At 51.7% G+C, this 15,630-nt stretch carries 13 protein-coding genes; 6 read left to right on the forward strand and 7 right to left on the reverse strand.

Annotated elements, in window-relative coordinates:
* The first annotated feature begins 140 nt into the window (after positions 1-140).
* On the forward strand, positions 141-398 hold the full coding sequence (bhsA, locus tag D9738_RS05030) for a multiple stress resistance protein BhsA (RefSeq protein ID WP_000800147.1): 258 nt from the start codon (positions 141-143) through the stop codon (positions 396-398).
* 81 nt (positions 399-479) lie between these two features.
* On the opposite strand, the gene ldtC is transcribed toward bhsA, so the two are convergent.
* The 3 genes from ldtC to D9738_RS05045 form a co-directional block, all read right to left on the reverse strand.
* On the reverse strand, positions 480-1,442 hold the full coding sequence (gene ldtC / locus D9738_RS05035) for a L,D-transpeptidase LdtC (protein WP_165383318.1): 963 nt from the start codon (positions 1,440-1,442) through the stop codon (positions 480-482).
* A 144-nt stretch (positions 1,443-1,586) separates the two neighbouring features.
* Positions 1,587-5,033: a transcription-repair coupling factor gene (gene mfd, locus D9738_RS05040; RefSeq protein WP_130259679.1), complete on the reverse strand. Its 3,447-nt coding sequence runs from the start codon at positions 5,031-5,033 to the stop codon at positions 1,587-1,589.
* Positions 5,034-5,160: 127 nt separating this feature from the next.
* The gene (locus D9738_RS05045) at positions 5,161-6,231 is read right to left on the reverse strand and encodes an acyltransferase family protein (protein ID WP_130259680.1); all 1,071 of its coding nucleotides are present in this window, start codon (positions 6,229-6,231) and stop codon (positions 5,161-5,163) included.
* A 261-nt stretch (positions 6,232-6,492) separates the two neighbouring features.
* Between D9738_RS05045 and lolC the strand changes: the two genes are divergently transcribed.
* From lolC to cobB, 5 genes are read left to right on the forward strand one after another with little or no spacing between them, the layout of a single operon-like run.
* The gene (gene lolC, locus D9738_RS05050) at positions 6,493-7,692 is read left to right on the forward strand and encodes a lipoprotein-releasing ABC transporter permease subunit LolC (RefSeq protein ID WP_000284714.1); all 1,200 of its coding nucleotides are present in this window, start codon (positions 6,493-6,495) and stop codon (positions 7,690-7,692) included.
* On the forward strand, positions 7,685-8,386 hold the full coding sequence (gene lolD, locus D9738_RS05055) for a lipoprotein-releasing ABC transporter ATP-binding protein LolD (protein WP_001033695.1): 702 nt from the start codon (positions 7,685-7,687) through the stop codon (positions 8,384-8,386). The genes lolC and lolD overlap by 8 nt, the downstream gene beginning before the upstream one ends.
* Positions 8,386-9,630: a lipoprotein-releasing ABC transporter permease subunit LolE gene (lolE, locus tag D9738_RS05060; protein ID WP_042003467.1), complete on the forward strand. Its 1,245-nt coding sequence runs from the start codon at positions 8,386-8,388 to the stop codon at positions 9,628-9,630. Before lolD ends, lolE begins: the two co-directional genes overlap by 1 nt.
* A 28-nt stretch (positions 9,631-9,658) precedes the next feature.
* Positions 9,659-10,570 (forward strand): N-acetylglucosamine kinase, encoded by a 912-nt coding sequence (nagK, locus tag D9738_RS05065; protein ID WP_130259681.1) that lies wholly within the window; start codon positions 9,659-9,661, stop codon positions 10,568-10,570.
* Positions 10,571-10,585: 15 nt separating this feature from the next.
* Positions 10,586-11,407, forward strand: coding sequence for a Sir2 family NAD+-dependent deacetylase (gene cobB, locus D9738_RS05070; protein WP_096938882.1), 822 nt, complete (start codon positions 10,586-10,588; stop codon positions 11,405-11,407).
* A 241-nt stretch (positions 11,408-11,648) separates the two neighbouring features.
* Here the strand turns inward: cobB and potD are convergent, their stop codons facing one another.
* The 4 genes from potD to potA are packed head-to-tail and all read right to left on the reverse strand — an operon-like array spanning position 11,649 to position 15,460.
* Positions 11,649-12,695, reverse strand: a complete 1,047-nt coding sequence (gene potD / locus D9738_RS05075) for a spermidine/putrescine ABC transporter substrate-binding protein PotD (RefSeq protein WP_130205579.1) — start codon at positions 12,693-12,695, stop codon at positions 11,649-11,651.
* Entirely contained in the window at positions 12,692-13,486 is a 795-nt protein-coding gene (gene potC, locus D9738_RS05080) for a spermidine/putrescine ABC transporter permease PotC (RefSeq protein ID WP_000580316.1), read from the reverse strand. Before potC ends, potD begins: the two co-directional genes overlap by 4 nt.
* Positions 13,483-14,340, reverse strand: coding sequence for a spermidine/putrescine ABC transporter permease PotB (gene potB, locus D9738_RS05085; protein ID WP_060773672.1), 858 nt, complete (start codon positions 14,338-14,340; stop codon positions 13,483-13,485). Before potB ends, potC begins: the two co-directional genes overlap by 4 nt.
* On the reverse strand, positions 14,324-15,460 hold the full coding sequence (potA, locus tag D9738_RS05090; RefSeq protein WP_130205581.1) for a spermidine/putrescine ABC transporter ATP-binding protein PotA: 1,137 nt from the start codon (positions 15,458-15,460) through the stop codon (positions 14,324-14,326). Before potA ends, potB begins: the two co-directional genes overlap by 17 nt.
* Positions 15,461-15,630 lie beyond the last annotated feature (170 nt).

The following is a 15,630-nucleotide window of genomic DNA, read 5'->3' on the forward strand; positions in this document are numbered from 1 at the left end:
ACTGAAATTTAAAGTTTTTTAATTTAATTAATGATTGTTATAAAAAACTTCTTGTATGTGATCTAGATCACATCTATCATTTAGTTATCGATCGTTAAGTAATTTCTTGCGACGCCATTCACCTGCATAAGGCCACTATTATGAAAAACGTAAAAACCCTCATCGCTGCGGCGATTTTAAGTTCCATGTCATTTGCCAGCTTTGCTGCTGTCGAAGTTCAGGCAACACCAGAAGGCCAACAAAAAGTGGGTACAATTAGTGCTAACGCGGGGACAAATCTGGGATCGCTGGAAGAACAGCTGGCACAAAAAGCGGATGAGATGGGCGCAAAATCTTTCCGTATTACTTCAGTAACCGGTCCGAATACCCTCCACGGAACGGCAGTCATTTATAAATAAGCATTAACCCTCATTAATGCCCGCTATTGCTGCTTTTTTCCCCGCGACATACTGTGCCGCGGGGATTTTTTTATCCGGGAGTTACAGCGATTGTGGGCTCAGTTGATGGCGGCGCACATCTACCGGCATCCCGGAACGGACATCCATCACATGCTGCATCACTTCAGCATCAGTTTGTGCTGCATCTTTAAATGATTGCATTGCGCTATTCAGCGTAATCGGCAATAGCTGCGGATCGTCATCAATCTTCTCTGACAGCGGCTGATGTACTTCAACCAGACGCGCACCGTTTGGTTCGGCAGAGACTTTAATCGGCGTGTTGATGATATTCACTTTGGTGCCTGGGGTAACCTGGCTAAAGAGTGTTTTGATATCGTCATCACGCAGACGAATACAGCCAGAACTTACCCGCATGCCAATACCGAAATCGGCGTTCGTACCGTGAAGCAAATAAACGCCGCCATAGGCCGCCAGACGAATCGCATGATGGCCCATTGGGTTATCTGGTCCAGCAGGAACTACCGCAGGCAACTCAATTCCCTGTGCTTTATAACGGGCGCGGATGTTTGCGGTTGGCGTCCAGGTTGGGTTTGCACGTTTGTCAGAAACGGTGGTCACCATTGTCGGTGTCAGCGTATCACCACCCAACTGACCAATGCCGATGGGATACACGGTCACCGAATTTTTACCCGGCGGGTAGTAATAGAGACGCAGCTCCGCAATGTTGATCACAATGCCTTCGCGCGGCGCGTCTGGTAGTAGAGTTTGCAATGGGATCGTTAACACGCTACCCGCGCGTGGCACGTAAGGATCAACGCCGGGGTTAGCCTGTAACAGAGCGAGAAAGCCGACGTTATATTTTTTGGCGATGGCTTCCAGCGAACCACCGTCATTTTCCACCACATGAAATTTATTTTCGCCAACCAGACGACTGCCCGCTGGCGGCAGCGGCCAGGTATTGGCTTTTGCCGGTAGTGCCAGCACCACGGCAGCAGCGAACGTAAAAAACGTCAGCCAGCGAGAAAAACGCGTTTTGATCATCACCAAAAATCCATAATAAATATAAGGTTATTGTAATAAAAAGATAAGCCTGAATTATGGATGGTGACAGTGTCGGATAGTGCAGGGAAGTGCAAAGAATTTGTAAATGTTACAGATGGGGGCGCAGAAACGCCCCCGATATCACCATTAAGCGATCGCGTTCTCTTCCAGTTCACGCATAAACTGGCGAACCCATTCGATACGCGTTTTCCGCTCGCTCAAATCCTGAATAAACTTCAGGCGCGTCGGGCCATCAAGGCGATAATGCTGCGGCTGTTTTTGCAGCAAACCAATCAGCCAGGCTGGATTCACGTGATTCTTCTCGGCAAATTCGATCACGCCGCCTTTCTCATTACCTTCCAGCTTCCTGATCCCCAGTTTCTGCGCTTGCTGGCGCAGACGGGCAATATCCAGCAGGGTACGCGCCGGATCCGGCAGTAGGCCGAAGCGATCGATAAGCTCGACTTTGATCTCTTCCAGTTCGTTTTCCGTTTTGGCGCTGGCAATACGTTTATAGAACGACAAACGCGTATTCACGTCAGGGATGAAATCATCTGGCAATAGCGACGGCATCCGCAGCTCGACTTCTGTTTGCTGGCTGGTGAGATCTTCCAGCGACGGCTCGCGTCCGGCTTTCAGTGCATCGACGGCGTTTTCCAGCAACTCCATATACAGCGAGAAACCGATGGTTTCCATCGAGCCGCTCTGTTCTTCGCCAAGCAATTCACCCGCGCCGCGGATCTCCAGATCGTGCGTTGCCAGCGCAAAGCCTGCCCCGAGATCTTCCAGCGAGGCAATCGCTTCAAGACGTTTTTGCGCATCGGTAGTCATCGCTTTCGGATGCGGCGTCAGCAGCCATGCATATGCCTGATGATGCGAACGTCCGACGCGACCGCGCAACTGATGCAGCTGCGCCAGACCGAAGTGATCCGCGCGTTCAATGATAATGGTGTTGGCAGTCGGGATGTCGATTCCGGTTTCGATGATGGTGGTACAAACCAGCACGTTGAAACGTTGATGATGGAAATCATTCATCACCCGTTCCAGTTCACGCTCACGCATCTGCCCGTGACCGATGGCAATCCGCGCTTCAGGCACCAGTTCCGCCAGCCGTTCGGCGGCTTTCTGGATGTTTTCCACATCATTGTAGAGATAATAAACCTGCCCCCCGCGCAAAATTTCACGCAGAATCGCCTCCCGAACCACCAGACTGTCATACTCGCGGACAAACGTTTTAACAGCCAGACGACGGGCGGGTGGCGTGGCGATAATCGACAGGTCACGCATTCCGCTCATCGCCATATTCAGCGTACGTGGGATTGGCGTAGCGGTAAGCGTCAGAATATCCACGTTCGCCCGCATCGCTTTAATGCGCTCTTTATGACGCACCCCGAAGCGGTGTTCTTCATCGACAATCAGCAAGCCTAAATCTTTAAACTTGACGTCATTTTGCAGCAGTTTGTGCGTACCGATCAGAATATCGATTTTCCCTTCCGCCACTTCCGCAAGGATTTGCGTCTGCTCTTTGGCGCTGCGGAAACGGGAGATCATTTCGATGCGTACCGGCCAGTTGGCGAAACGGTCGCGGAAGTTGTCGTAATGCTGTTGCGCGAGAAGGGTGGTTGGCACCAACACCGCCACCTGCTTGTGATTCTCTACCGCCAGGAAAGCGGCGCGCATCGCGACTTCTGTTTTACCAAAGCCAACATCGCCGCACACCAGACGATCCATTGCCAGCGGCTGACACATGTCGCTAAGCACAGCATTAATGGCTTGCGCCTGATCCGGCGTGGTTTCAAACGGGAAGCTATCGCAGAACAATTGATGTTGCTCACGATCGTGTTTAAACGCGAAGCCCTCTTTGGCGGCGCGTTGCGCGTAGATATCCAGCAATTCTGCCGCCACATCACGCACTTTTTCCGCCGCTTTCTGCCGCGCGCGTGACCATGCATCGCCGCCAAGTTTATGCAGCGGGGCGTTTTCTTCCGCGCCACCCGCGTAACGGCTAATCAGATGCAGTGACGACACCGGAACATACAGTTTGGCGTCGTTGGCGTAGGTGAGCATCAGATACTCGCCAGTAATGCCGCCGGCTTCCAGCGTGGTCATTCCGGCATAGCGCCCGACGCCGTGCTCCAGATGGACCACCGGCTGACCAATATGCAGCTCCGCGAGGTTACGGATCAGTGTATCGGGGTTGATGGCGCGACGAGAATCCTGACGACGGCGGGCAACACGTTCACCGAGCAGATCACTTTCGCAGATCAGCGCCAGATTACGCACCGTATCGACAAAACCATGTTCGGCAGCGCCAATCATCAAATAACGCCCACGGTCGCTGGCTTCATCAAGACGCATAATGCGTTGCGGGGCAATTTTAATTCGCGCGAGCAGTTCACCCAGCGCTTCACGGCGACCTTCACTTTCTACCGAGAACACCACCGGACCGTCGAAAGACTCGAGGAACTTACGCAGCGCATCCAGCGGCGCTTTTTGTTGCGCCTGAACGGCCAGGTCTGGCAGCTTCTCGAAGCCTAAATTGGCATTCGCTGCTTTTGTCGGTAAATGTTCAGCTTTTAGCTGTACGCGGGGCCAGTTTTTCAGCTCTGAGAAGAGCTCGTCCACCCGCAGCCAGAGCGATTGTGGCGGCAACAGCGGTCGCATTGGATCGACGCCACGGCTTTCAAAACGCGCCAGCGTGTCAGCTTGGAAACGTTCGGCACTGTTTTCCAGATCGCCAGTATTCACCAGCAATGTATTGGCAGGGAAATAACTGAACAGTGGCGGTAGCGGTTCGCTGAAGAATAGCGGCTGCCAGTACTCGATCCCGGCAGGCAATGTGCCTTTACTCACTTGCTGGTAAATATGTTCCGGATCGCGCTTCACTTCGAAGGTATCGCGCCACTGGCTGCGGAACAGTTCAATTGCCGCTTTATCGGTCGGGAATTCGTGTGCGGGCAGCAGGTTGATGGCTTCAACTTCTTCCAGCGTGCGCTGGCTATCGACGTCAAATACACGCAGGCTGTCGATTTCATCATCAAAGAAATCAAGACGATAAGGTAGCTCGCTGCCCATCGGGAAGAGATCCAACAACGCGCCGCGCGTGGCGTATTCGCCGTGCTCCATCACCTGATCAACATGGCGATAACCTGCGCTGTCCAGTTGGGTTCGTAATGCATCTCGTGACAGGCGCTGACCTTTTTTCATCACCAGCGCATGACCGTGGAGAAAACTGTGCGGGCAAACGCGCTGCATAAGCGTATTCACCGGAACAATCAGTACGCCACGCTGCATCGTCGGTAGCTGGTAAAGGGTGGAAAGGCGCGAGGAGATAATGTCCTGATGAGGTGAAAAACTGTCGTAAGGGAGTGTTTCCCAGTCCGCCAGATTCATCACCATCTGATCGGTGAACTGGCTGATTTCATCATGCAAACGCAGAGCATTTTGCATATCTGGTGCAATGAGTACCACCGGACCGGCGTGACGTTCGGCAATTTCCGCCACCAGCGTCGCGCAGGCAGCGCCAGTTAACTCGCCCAGCAGACGCTGCTCACCCGCTTTGACGGGCAGCGTATAACGATATTGTTCAGGCATAACGGTTGTCAGAGTCTCGTTAGGATATGCCCCAACATATGGGGGCCTATCTCTGATAAGCAATGCTGTTCATTATCCGTAATCGGCATGGTTTAGCAAATCGAATCGCCCCGGCAGGGGCGATGGTTTAACGAGAGTAACTGGTGGCAGGTAGAGAAGGCGGGGAGAACAACAGGTCGCTGAATGCGCGTTGTGAAAATTTTCGCACCAGTAATCCAGCAACAGTACAAATCAACAAACTGACAAAAGGATAAACCAGCAGGAGCGTTAGTTCGAGTTGCGGCGACCAGCGGGCTGCATTCATTTGCGGAATCAGACTTAAGCTGAATATCTCTACCAGAATGCGATGGGTGGTGTAAATGGCAATGGTGTTAGAACCAATCACATTCAGTAGGCTGGAGGAACGCATACCGAAACGCTGCTCGTACTGATAAAACAGTTTCATGATCACTACAATCGATACCAGCGACAACAGCAGCGAGATATTAAACAACCAGGCAGCAACCGCCAGAACGGCCAGCAAAGAAGCCATCAGCAGATGGCGGCGCAACGGCACCTCTTTAACACAGGTCATTAATGTTGCGCCAAACCATGCACCAAGGCTGTAATAAGGCAAATTGCGGATCACACTGTTCATTCCCCACCATGGCGTGGGAACGAAATTAACCGCCACACTCATCAGCACAAACAGAACGAATAACGGCAGTGCCAGGCGGTTAAAAATTTTACATATCACGAAATAGACAATTAAAGCATACAGATACCACAAGCTGGTGCTGGCGGTGATCATCCCGTGCAGGAATTCGCCGGTGGAATCGGCATAAGCAGCATTGGAGGCATTACTTAAATCGCGCTCAGGCGCCAGCCACGGGTTCAGCGCACTTAACGCCAGCCACTGCACCACGCCCCAAAGCGCCAACACCCAGAAGATATTCCAGATGCGTTTATCGAGACAATTTCCCCAGGGTACGCTGTCGATATAGCGGCGAATCAAATAGCCGGAAATAAAGAAAAAAACCGGCATACGAAAGGGGGCAAGGTAAAGATTGAAATAGATCCAGCATTTGCTCAGGACTTCCGATAACGGATGCTGGAAAGTGGTCAGATGCGGATAAAAGGTAATGACCGAGTGATAAATTACCACCAGACAAATACATAACCCTTTGATCTGGTTAATCCATAGCTCTTTTTGTTTCATCAGGACAACACGCTCTTTTTATTTAACATGCTGTTGATCCTGCGGGGCGAGTCGCGTGGTGTAATGCGTATCTGTCTGTATTTGGTTATTTTTCAGATAAAGATCAGGCCACAAGGCCGATGAGAAAATGAGGCCCTTTAGCCGATTGATTTGCTGGTACTTTTCATATTAGCCCTGACGATCACTTACAGTTCAGACGTTTACCCATCCCGCTTTCGCTTATATACTCGTGTCTTTGCTAACAGCAACCAGACGGATTTCATGTACCAACCTGTCGCTCTATTTATTGGCCTGCGTTACATGCGTGGGCGTGCAGCGGATCGCTTCGGTCGTTTCGTCTCCTGGCTTTCTACCATCGGCATTACCCTCGGGGTGATGGCGCTGGTCACAGTATTGTCAGTGATGAACGGCTTTGAGCGCGAGCTGCAAAACAACATACTTGGCCTGATGCCACAGGCAATTCTCTCTTCTGAGCATGGCTCTCTTAACCCGCAGCAACTCCCGGAAACGGCAGTCAAACTGGACGGCGTTAATCGCGTCGCACCTATCACTACCGGTGATGTGGTACTGCAAAGCGCGCGCAGCGTGGCGGTCGGGGTGATGCTGGGTATCGACCCGGCGCAAAAAGATCCACTAACGCCGTATCTGGTCAATGTGAAACAAACTGACCTCGAGCCGGGGAAATATAATGTCATCCTCGGTGAACAGCTGGCCTCACAGTTGGGCGTTAATCGCGGTGATCAAATCCGCGTGATGGTGCCATCTGCCAGCCAGTTCACGCCAATGGGGCGTATTCCAAGTCAGCGCCTGTTCAATGTGATTGGCACTTTCGCCGCCAACAGTGAAGTCGATGGCTATGAAATGCTAGTGAATATTGAGGATGCCTCGCGTCTGATGCGTTATCCGGCAGGCAATATTACCGGCTGGCGTTTGTGGCTGGATGAGCCGCTGAAAGTCGACTCATTAAGTCAGCAAAAACTGCCTGAAGGCAGCAAATGGCAGGACTGGCGTGACCGTAAAGGCGAGCTTTTCCAGGCCGTACGCATGGAAAAAAATATGATGGGCTTGCTGCTGAGCCTGATTGTCGCCGTTGCGGCGTTTAACATTATTACCTCGCTGGGGCTAATGGTGATGGAGAAGCAGGGCGAAGTAGCGATCCTGCAAACGCAAGGCTTAACTCCGCGACAAATCATGATGGTCTTTATGGTGCAAGGGGCCAGCGCCGGGATTATCGGCGCAATCCTCGGAGCAGCGCTTGGCGCACTGCTTGCCAGCCAGTTGAATAATCTGATGCCGATAATCGGCGTCCTGCTTGATGGCGCAGCGCTGCCGGTGGCTATCGAACCTTTACAGGTCATTGTTATTGCGCTGGTGGCGATGGCTATCGCGCTGTTGTCTACGCTTTACCCTTCCTGGCGCGCTGCCGCCACTCAACCCGCTGAGGCTTTACGTTATGAATAAGATCCTGTTGCAATGCGACAACCTGTGCAAACGCTATCAGGAAGGCAGTGTGCAAACCGATGTGCTGCACAATGTCAGTTTCAGCGTGGGCGAAGGTGAAATGATGGCGATCGTCGGTAGCTCTGGTTCTGGTAAAAGTACCTTGCTGCACCTGTTGGGCGGGCTGGATACGCCAACCTCCGGCGATGTGATTTTTAATGGTCAGCCAATGAGCAAACTGTCTTCGGCGGCGAAAGCAGAACTGCGCAACCAGAAGCTGGGCTTTATTTATCAGTTTCACCACCTGCTGCCGGATTTTACCGCCCTGGAAAACGTGGCTATGCCGCTGCTGATTGGCAAGAAAAAGCCCGCTGAAATCAACAGTCGAGCGTTGGAAATGTTAAAAGCGGTGGGGCTGGAGCATCGTGCGAATCACCGCCCGTCAGAGCTTTCCGGCGGTGAGCGCCAGCGTGTGGCGATTGCCCGTGCGCTGGTCAATAACCCGCGCCTGGTACTGGCGGATGAACCTACCGGTAACCTTGACGCGCGTAACGCAGACAGCATCTTCCAGTTGCTTGGGGAATTGAATCGCTTGCAGGGCACCGCCTTCCTGGTGGTCACTCACGACCTGCAACTGGCGAAACGTATGAGCCGCCAACTGGAGATGCGTGATGGTCGTCTGACGGCGGAACTAAGCCTGATGGGGGCGGAGTAATGGCGATGCCTTTATCGTTATTAATTGGCCTGCGTTTTAGTCGCGGACGGCGGCGCGGCGGCATGGTGTCGCTGATCTCCGTCATTTCTACCATTGGCATTGCACTTGGCGTGGCGGTATTGATCGTCGGCTTAAGCGCGATGAATGGCTTTGAACGCGAACTGAACAACCGCATTCTTGCTGTGGTACCGCACGGTGAAATTGAGGCGGTAGATCAGCCGTGGACTAACTGGCAGGAAGCACTGGATAAAGTGCAGAAAGTGCCGGGTATTGCCGCCGCTGCGCCGTATATCAATTTCACCGGGCTGGTGGAGAGTGGAGCGAATCTGCGCGCTCTGCAGGTTAAAGGCGTTGATCCGCAACAGGAACAGCGTCTGAGCGCGCTGCCATCATTTGTCCAGGGCGATGCCTGGAACAATTTTAAAGCGGGCGAACAGCAAATTATCATCGGCAAAGGCGTGGCGGATGCGCTGAAAGTGAAGCAGGGCGATTGGGTGTCGATTATGATCCCAAACTCGAATCCCGAGCATAAGCTGATGCAGCCGAAACGTGTGCGTTTGCACGTTGCGGGTATTTTGCAGTTGAGTGGCCAACTCGATCACAGTTTTGCCATGATCCCGCTGGCGGATGCCCAACAATATCTTGATATGGGTTCCAGTGTGTCAGGCATTGCCCTTAAAATGACGGATGTTTTTAACGCTAACAAACTGGTACGTGACGCGGGTGAAGTAACCAACAGCTATGTTTATATTAAAAGCTGGATTGGTACTTACGGCTATATGTATCGCGATATCCAGATGATCCGCGCCATTATGTATCTGGCGATGGTACTGGTGATTGGCGTGGCCTGTTTCAACATCGTCTCCACCTTAGTGATGGCGGTGAAAGACAAGAGTGGCGATATCGCAGTTTTAAGAACGCTGGGGGCGAAAGACGGTTTAATTCGCGCCATCTTTGTCTGGTATGGATTGCTGGCAGGGCTGTTCGGCAGCCTCTGTGGTGTGATTATCGGCGTAGTGGTTTCACTGCAACTTACCCCGATTATTGAGTGGATTGAAAAGCTGATTGGTCATCAGTTCCTCTCCAGCGATATCTATTTTATTGACTTCCTGCCATCGGAATTGCACTGGCTGGACGTCTTCTACGTACTGGTCACAGCATTGTTGCTGAGTCTTTTGGCAAGTTGGTATCCGGCGCGACGCGCCAGTAATATTGACCCTGCGCGAGTCCTTAGCGGCCAGTAAAGGCAGTACATTAAAACAAGGAGCGGCAATGTATTACGGGTTTGATATTGGTGGAACGAAAATTGCGCTAGGCGTGTTTGATAGCGGTCGGCAGTTGCAGTGGGAAAAGCGGGTGCCGACACCGCGTGACAGCTATGACGCATTTTTAGATGCAGTGTGCGAACTGGTGGCTGAAGCCGATCAGCGTTTTGGCTGTAAAGGTTCTGTAGGTATCGGTATTCCGGGAATGCCGGAAACAGAAGATGGCACGCTGTATGCCGCCAATGTCCCCGCCGCCAGTGGTAAACCGCTGCGTGCCGATCTGAGCGCCCGCCTTGAACGCGATGTGCGCCTTAATAACGACGCCAACTGCTTTGCCCTTTCTGAAGCCTGGGACGATGAATTTACCCAATATCCACTGGTGATGGGACTGATCCTGGGGACTGGCGTTGGCGGTGGACTGGTATTCAACGGTAAACCGGTAACGGGTAAAAGCTATATTACGGGTGAATTTGGGCATATGCGCCTTCCCGTCGATGCATTAACCATGATGGGGCTGGATTTCCCATTACGTCGCTGTGGCTGTGGTCAAATTGGTTGTATCGAAAATTATCTATCAGGTCGGGGCTTTGCGTGGCTCTGGCAACACTATTATCATCAACCGTTGCAGGCTCCCGAAATTATTGCGCTTTATGAGCAAGGCGATGAGCAGGCAAGGGCGCACGTTGAGCGTTATCTGGATTTATTAGCGGTTTGTCTGGGAAATATCCTGACCATTGTTGACCCTGATTTGCTGGTCATTGGCGGTGGCTTATCGAATTTCCCGGCAATCACAACGCAACTGGCGGACAGGCTGCCTCGTCATCTCTTACCTGTAGCTCGTGTTCCGCGCATTGAACGCGCGCGTCACGGGGATGCAGGAGGAATGCGTGGTGCGGCCTTCCTACATCTAACCGATTAATCAACAGAGGTTGCTATGTTGTCGCGTCGGGGTCATCGGTTAAGTCGTTTTCGTAAAAATAAACGCCGCCTGCACGAGCGTTTGCGTCAGCGTATTTTTTTCAGAGATAAAGTGGTGCCGGAAGCAATGGAAAAACCAAGAGTACTCGTACTGACAGGGGCAGGAATTTCTGCGGAATCAGGTATTCGTACCTTTCGCGCAGCAGATGGCCTGTGGGAAGAACATCGGGTTGAAGATGTGGCTACACCGGAAGGTTTTGATCGCGATCCTGAACTGGTGCAAGCGTTTTATAACGCCCGTCGCCGTCAACTACAGCAGCCAGAAATTCAGCCTAACGCTGCGCATCTTGCTCTGGCGAAACTGCAAGACGCCCTCGGCGATCGCTTTTTGCTGGTGACGCAGAATATCGATAATCTGCATGAACGCGCAGGTAATACCAATGTGATTCATATGCATGGGGAATTGCTGAAAGTACGTTGTTCGCAAAGCGGTCAGGTTCTCGACTGGACCGGAGACGTCACGCCAGAAGACAAATGTCATTGCTGCCAGTTCCCGGCTCCGCTGCGCCCACACGTAGTGTGGTTTGGCGAAATGCCACTCGGCATGGATGAAATTTATATGGCGTTGTCGATGGCCGACATTTTCATTGCTATTGGCACATCCGGGCATGTTTATCCGGCGGCTGGGTTTGTTCACGAAGCGAAGCTGCATGGCGCGCATACGGTTGAACTCAATCTCGAACCGAGTCAGGTCGGTAATGAATTTGCCGAGAAATATTACGGCCCGGCAAGCCAGGTGGTACCAGAGTTTGTTGAGAAGTTGCTGAAGGGATTATAAATCAGGAGTAATTGCCTGATGCGCTACGCTTATCAGGCCTACGAGCGGACCACAATTAATTGAATTTGTGGGGTTTGTAGGCCGGATAAGGCGTTCTCGCCGCATTTGGCATAATACACGCGCACTTTTCCGGCCTCTTTTCCTTTAACTCGTCTATAGCAGCGATACATTATTCCTGACTCATTAGTCACTTCCTTGCTAAATAAAAAACGGGCGGTAATACCACCGCCCGCTTGCTGAATTAACGTCCTGCTTTCAGCTTCTGATAATACTCTTCATAAATGCTGCTGGCTGGGCCAACGTCACTCTGCCATTCGCCATTTTTAATGGTTTCAGCATCCGGGTAGAGCGTCTTGTCGTTCGCTATTTCCGGGCTTAACAGTTTGCGCGCGGCGAGGTTTGGTGTTGGATAACCGATAGTTTCGGCAACCTGTTTTGCCACATCCGGGCGCAGCAGGAAGTTGATCAGTTTCAGCGCGCCTTCTTTGTTTTTGGCATTTGCCGGAATCGCCAGGCTGTCCATCCAGAAAATGCCGCCTTCTTTCGGCCACACCACGTCAATTGGCGTACCCGCCTGGCGAGCAACGAAAGCAGAGCCGTTCCAGATCATGCCGAGGTTAACTTCGCCTTCCATGTACGGGTTTGCCGGGTTATCGGAGTTAAACGCCGCGACGTTTGGCATCAGTTTTTTCAGCTCGTTATACGCAGCTTCAATCTCTTTCGGATCGGTGGTGTTACCGGAGTAGCCCAGCTTACGCAGCGCCATCTGGAACACTTCACGGGCATCGTCGGTCAGCAGCAGGCTGCCTTTGTACTCAGGCTTCCACAGATCGGCCCAGCTGGTGACAGATTTCGGATCCACCGCATCACCGTTAACGCCAATCGCCGTCGCACCCCAGATATACGGAATGGAGTAGTCGTTATTCGGATCAAACGGCTTGTTGAGCATTTCTGGATCGAGGTTGCCAAAGTTTGTTAACTTCGACTTGTCGATCTTCTGGATCATCCCTTCTTTACGCATTTTATCAACGTAATAGGTTGAAGGAACCACCAGGTCATAGGCACCGTCTTTGTACGTTTTCAGCTTGGCGTACATGGTTTCGTTCGACTCGTAAGTCGAATAGATAACCTTAATACCGGTTTCTTTGGTGAACTGTTCAAGCAGTCCAGGCGGCACATACTCGGTCCAGTTGTAGAAATACAGTGTATTGTTGTCATCAGCGTGAGCGGCGCTCATGCCCAGTGCCAGAGCACCCGCCGCGAGCAGGTGGCGTGACCATTTTTTCATTTAACGTCCCCTGTGTTACCTTTCGTTTTATCACGAGCAATAAGCTGGCTGGCAATAACCATCACCAGCGACAGCACCAGTAATATGGTTGCCAGCGCGTTAACTTCCGGCGATACGCCGACTTTGACCATCGAATAAATTTTTAACGGCAGAATTTCATAGCTTGGGCCGGTGACGAACGAAGAAACTACCACATCGTCCATCGACAGGGTAAAGCTTAACACCCAGCCCGCCGCCACCGCTGGCATTGCCAGTGGCAGGATGATTTTCCGCAGAATGGTAAATTCACTGGCACCGAGATCTTTCGCCGCTTCCAGCATTCGCACGTCAAAACCTTTCAGGCGCGAATACACCGTCACCACCACAAACGGTAGGCAGAAGGTGATATGCGAGAACAGCAGCGACCAGAAGCCAAGCTGAATACCCAGCAGCATAAACAGCACCAGCAGAGAAATTGCCATCACGATATCTGGCGACATCATCACCACAAACAGCATTCCGCTAACGAACGGCTTACCGCGAAAGCGATAGCGGTACAGCGCAACTGCCGTCAGTGAACCGATAAGCGTGGCAAACGTCGCCGAAAACACCGCCATCGTCAGTGAATGCTGCGCTGCCTGTAACAGGCTGTCGTTGTTCATCAGCAGGCTATACCATTTGGTGGTAAAACCCTGCCAGTTGATGCCAAAGCGCGAGCTGTTGAAGGAGTTCACAATCAAAATAATGATTGGGATATACAGGTACGCGTAGATAGCGGTCATAAAACCGCCGCGAAGCAGTCGACCGATCATTCGAGTTCCACCTTCTTATTCAGCAAACGAGAAGCGCGCCAGTAAACCAGCAACATCAGGCCCATTACGATAGTCAGCGTAATGCTGGTGGCTGCACCAAACGGCCAGTCACGAATATTAAGGAACTGGACCTTGATGACGTTACCGATCAGCAGGTTTTTCGCACCGCCCATCAGGTCGGACACATAGAACAGGCCCATCGCTGGCAGCATCACCAGCAGACATCCGGCAATAATTCCCGGCATCGTCAGTGGAATAATGATGCGGATAAAAGTCTGTAACTTGCTGGCACCGAGATCGCGCGCCGCCTCCAGCAACGGCTTATCCAGTTTTTCGATACTGGAGTACAGCGGCATCACCATAAACGGCAGCAGAATGTAAACCAGACCGATAATCACCGCACTGGGCGTGAACATGATACGAATTGGTGTGTCGATAACGCCCAGCCAGAGCAAAAACTCGTTGAGATAGCCTTTGGTGCTGAGGAAAATTTTCAGCCCGTAGATGCGAATCAATGAGTTGGTCCAGAAGGGAACAATCAGCAGAAAAAGTAGCAGCGGACGCACCTTGTGCGGCAGCTTCGCCAGAAACCAGGCAAACGGATAGCCCAGAACCAGGCAGGCGAGGGTGGCGATCAGCGCCATATTCAGCGAGTGCAATAGCACTTCAAAATAGAGCGGATCGAGCAGACGTGCGTAGTTTTCCAGCGTAAAGACCATTTTGACGAAGCTGGCGTCGTCGCGGGTCAAAAAGCTGGTGCCAATGATCATCAGGTTGGGCAGAAAGACAAACAACACAAGCCAACCGACAATAGTGACAATCACTACATTCTGGAACTTACTTGTGTTCTTCATCAGCCAGTACGACCTCCCAGCTTTCTACCCAATTAATGGCCATTTTTTGGTCGAGAGAGTGGTCAAAGTCAGGATCGTCTTCATTGAAGAATTCGCTGACCATCACCATCTTGCCATTTTCCAGTTCAACAACCGACTCCAGCGTCATGCCTTTGTAGTTACGCTCACGAACGTAACCAATCAGACCTTCAGCATGGTTGTCGTCGTTAATCTCTTCAACACGTAAGTCTTCCGGGCGCAGCAGAACATGCAGTTTTTGCCCCGGTTCAACGGCGAAGTTAACGTAGATATTACACTCGCGACCTTCAACGTTAGCCCGCACGCGCTGCTCGTCGAGACGTTCGATGACAGTAGCGTTGAACATATTGATTTCGCCAATGAATCCGGCAACAAATAAATTCTTCGGCTCTTCGTAAATTTCGCGCGGTGTACCATCTTGCTCAATACGCCCCTCGCGCATCACCACAATCCTGTCTGACATGGTGAGTGCTTCTTCCTGATCGTGAGTGACAAAGACGAAGGTAATGCCAAGCTTACGCTGTAACGCTTTCAGCTCGTTCTGCATTTGCTTGCGCAGTTTGTAATCCAGCGCAGAGAGCGACTCATCAAGCAGCAGCAGGCGAGGCTTGTTAACCACCGCGCGGGCAATGGCGACGCGTTGCTGTTGACCGCCTGAGAGTTGATGCGGTTTGCGTTGAGCGAAGCTTTCCAGTTGCACCATCCGCAAAGCTTCCATCACGCGAGGCGTAATTTCAGCAGCAGGGGTTTTTTGCATACGCAAACCAAAGGCCACATTTTCGAATACGGTCATGTGGGGGAATAGCGCGTAGCTTTGGAAAACGGTGTTCACATAGCGGTTTTCCGCCGGAACGTGGGTGATGTCCTCGTTATCCAGCATGATGCGTCCAGAATCAACAGTTTCCAGACCCGCAATCAGGCGAAGAACGGTTGTTTTACCGCAGCCAGAAGGGCCAAGCAGCGTGAGGAACTCGCCATTGTTGATAGTCAGATCCAGCTGGGGAATGACCTCTTTACCATCAAAGCATTTGCGAATTCCCGCCAATTGCACCAGCGGTGAAAGCGAACTCGGTTGTTTATTCAATTTTTTACTCTGTCCCATGTAAACGCAACGGATGGCTTACCGAAGCGGGGTTTGTGGTTAACCACCTTGGTGACTCTTAAAGAGGGCCGTAATTCTACGGCAAACTACTTGGATCGCCAATCCTTGTTGTGAATTACTGGCTTAGCTTTATATTCATTAAGGTAATGTTGATAAATATTCCCGATTGC

Source organism: Escherichia sp. E10V5, assembly GCF_004212315.1.
GTDB lineage: Bacteria > Pseudomonadota > Gammaproteobacteria > Enterobacterales > Enterobacteriaceae > Escherichia.

Coding starts and splice junctions, on each gene's coding strand:
- potD (WP_130205579.1), bottom strand. CDS start 12,695: ATGAAAAAATGGTCACGCCACCTGCTCGCGGCGGGTGCTCTGGCACTG.
- bhsA (WP_000800147.1), top strand. CDS start 141: ATGAAAAACGTAAAAACCCTCATCGCTGCGGCGATTTTAAGTTCCATG.
- potB (WP_060773672.1), bottom strand. CDS start 14,340: ATGAAGAACACAAGTAAGTTCCAGAATGTAGTGATTGTCACTATTGTC.
- mfd (WP_130259679.1), bottom strand. CDS start 5,033: ATGCCTGAACAATATCGTTATACGCTGCCCGTCAAAGCGGGTGAGCAG.
- lolC (WP_000284714.1), top strand. CDS start 6,493: ATGTACCAACCTGTCGCTCTATTTATTGGCCTGCGTTACATGCGTGGG.
- lolD (WP_001033695.1), top strand. CDS start 7,685: ATGAATAAGATCCTGTTGCAATGCGACAACCTGTGCAAACGCTATCAG.
- nagK (WP_130259681.1), top strand. CDS start 9,659: ATGTATTACGGGTTTGATATTGGTGGAACGAAAATTGCGCTAGGCGTG.
- cobB (WP_096938882.1), top strand. CDS start 10,586: ATGTTGTCGCGTCGGGGTCATCGGTTAAGTCGTTTTCGTAAAAATAAA.
- potA (WP_130205581.1), bottom strand. CDS start 15,460: ATGGGACAGAGTAAAAAATTGAATAAACAACCGAGTTCGCTTTCACCG.
- lolE (WP_042003467.1), top strand. CDS start 8,386: ATGGCGATGCCTTTATCGTTATTAATTGGCCTGCGTTTTAGTCGCGGA.
- D9738_RS05045 (WP_130259680.1), bottom strand. CDS start 6,231: ATGAAACAAAAAGAGCTATGGATTAACCAGATCAAAGGGTTATGTATT.
- potC (WP_000580316.1), bottom strand. CDS start 13,486: ATGATCGGTCGACTGCTTCGCGGCGGTTTTATGACCGCTATCTACGCG.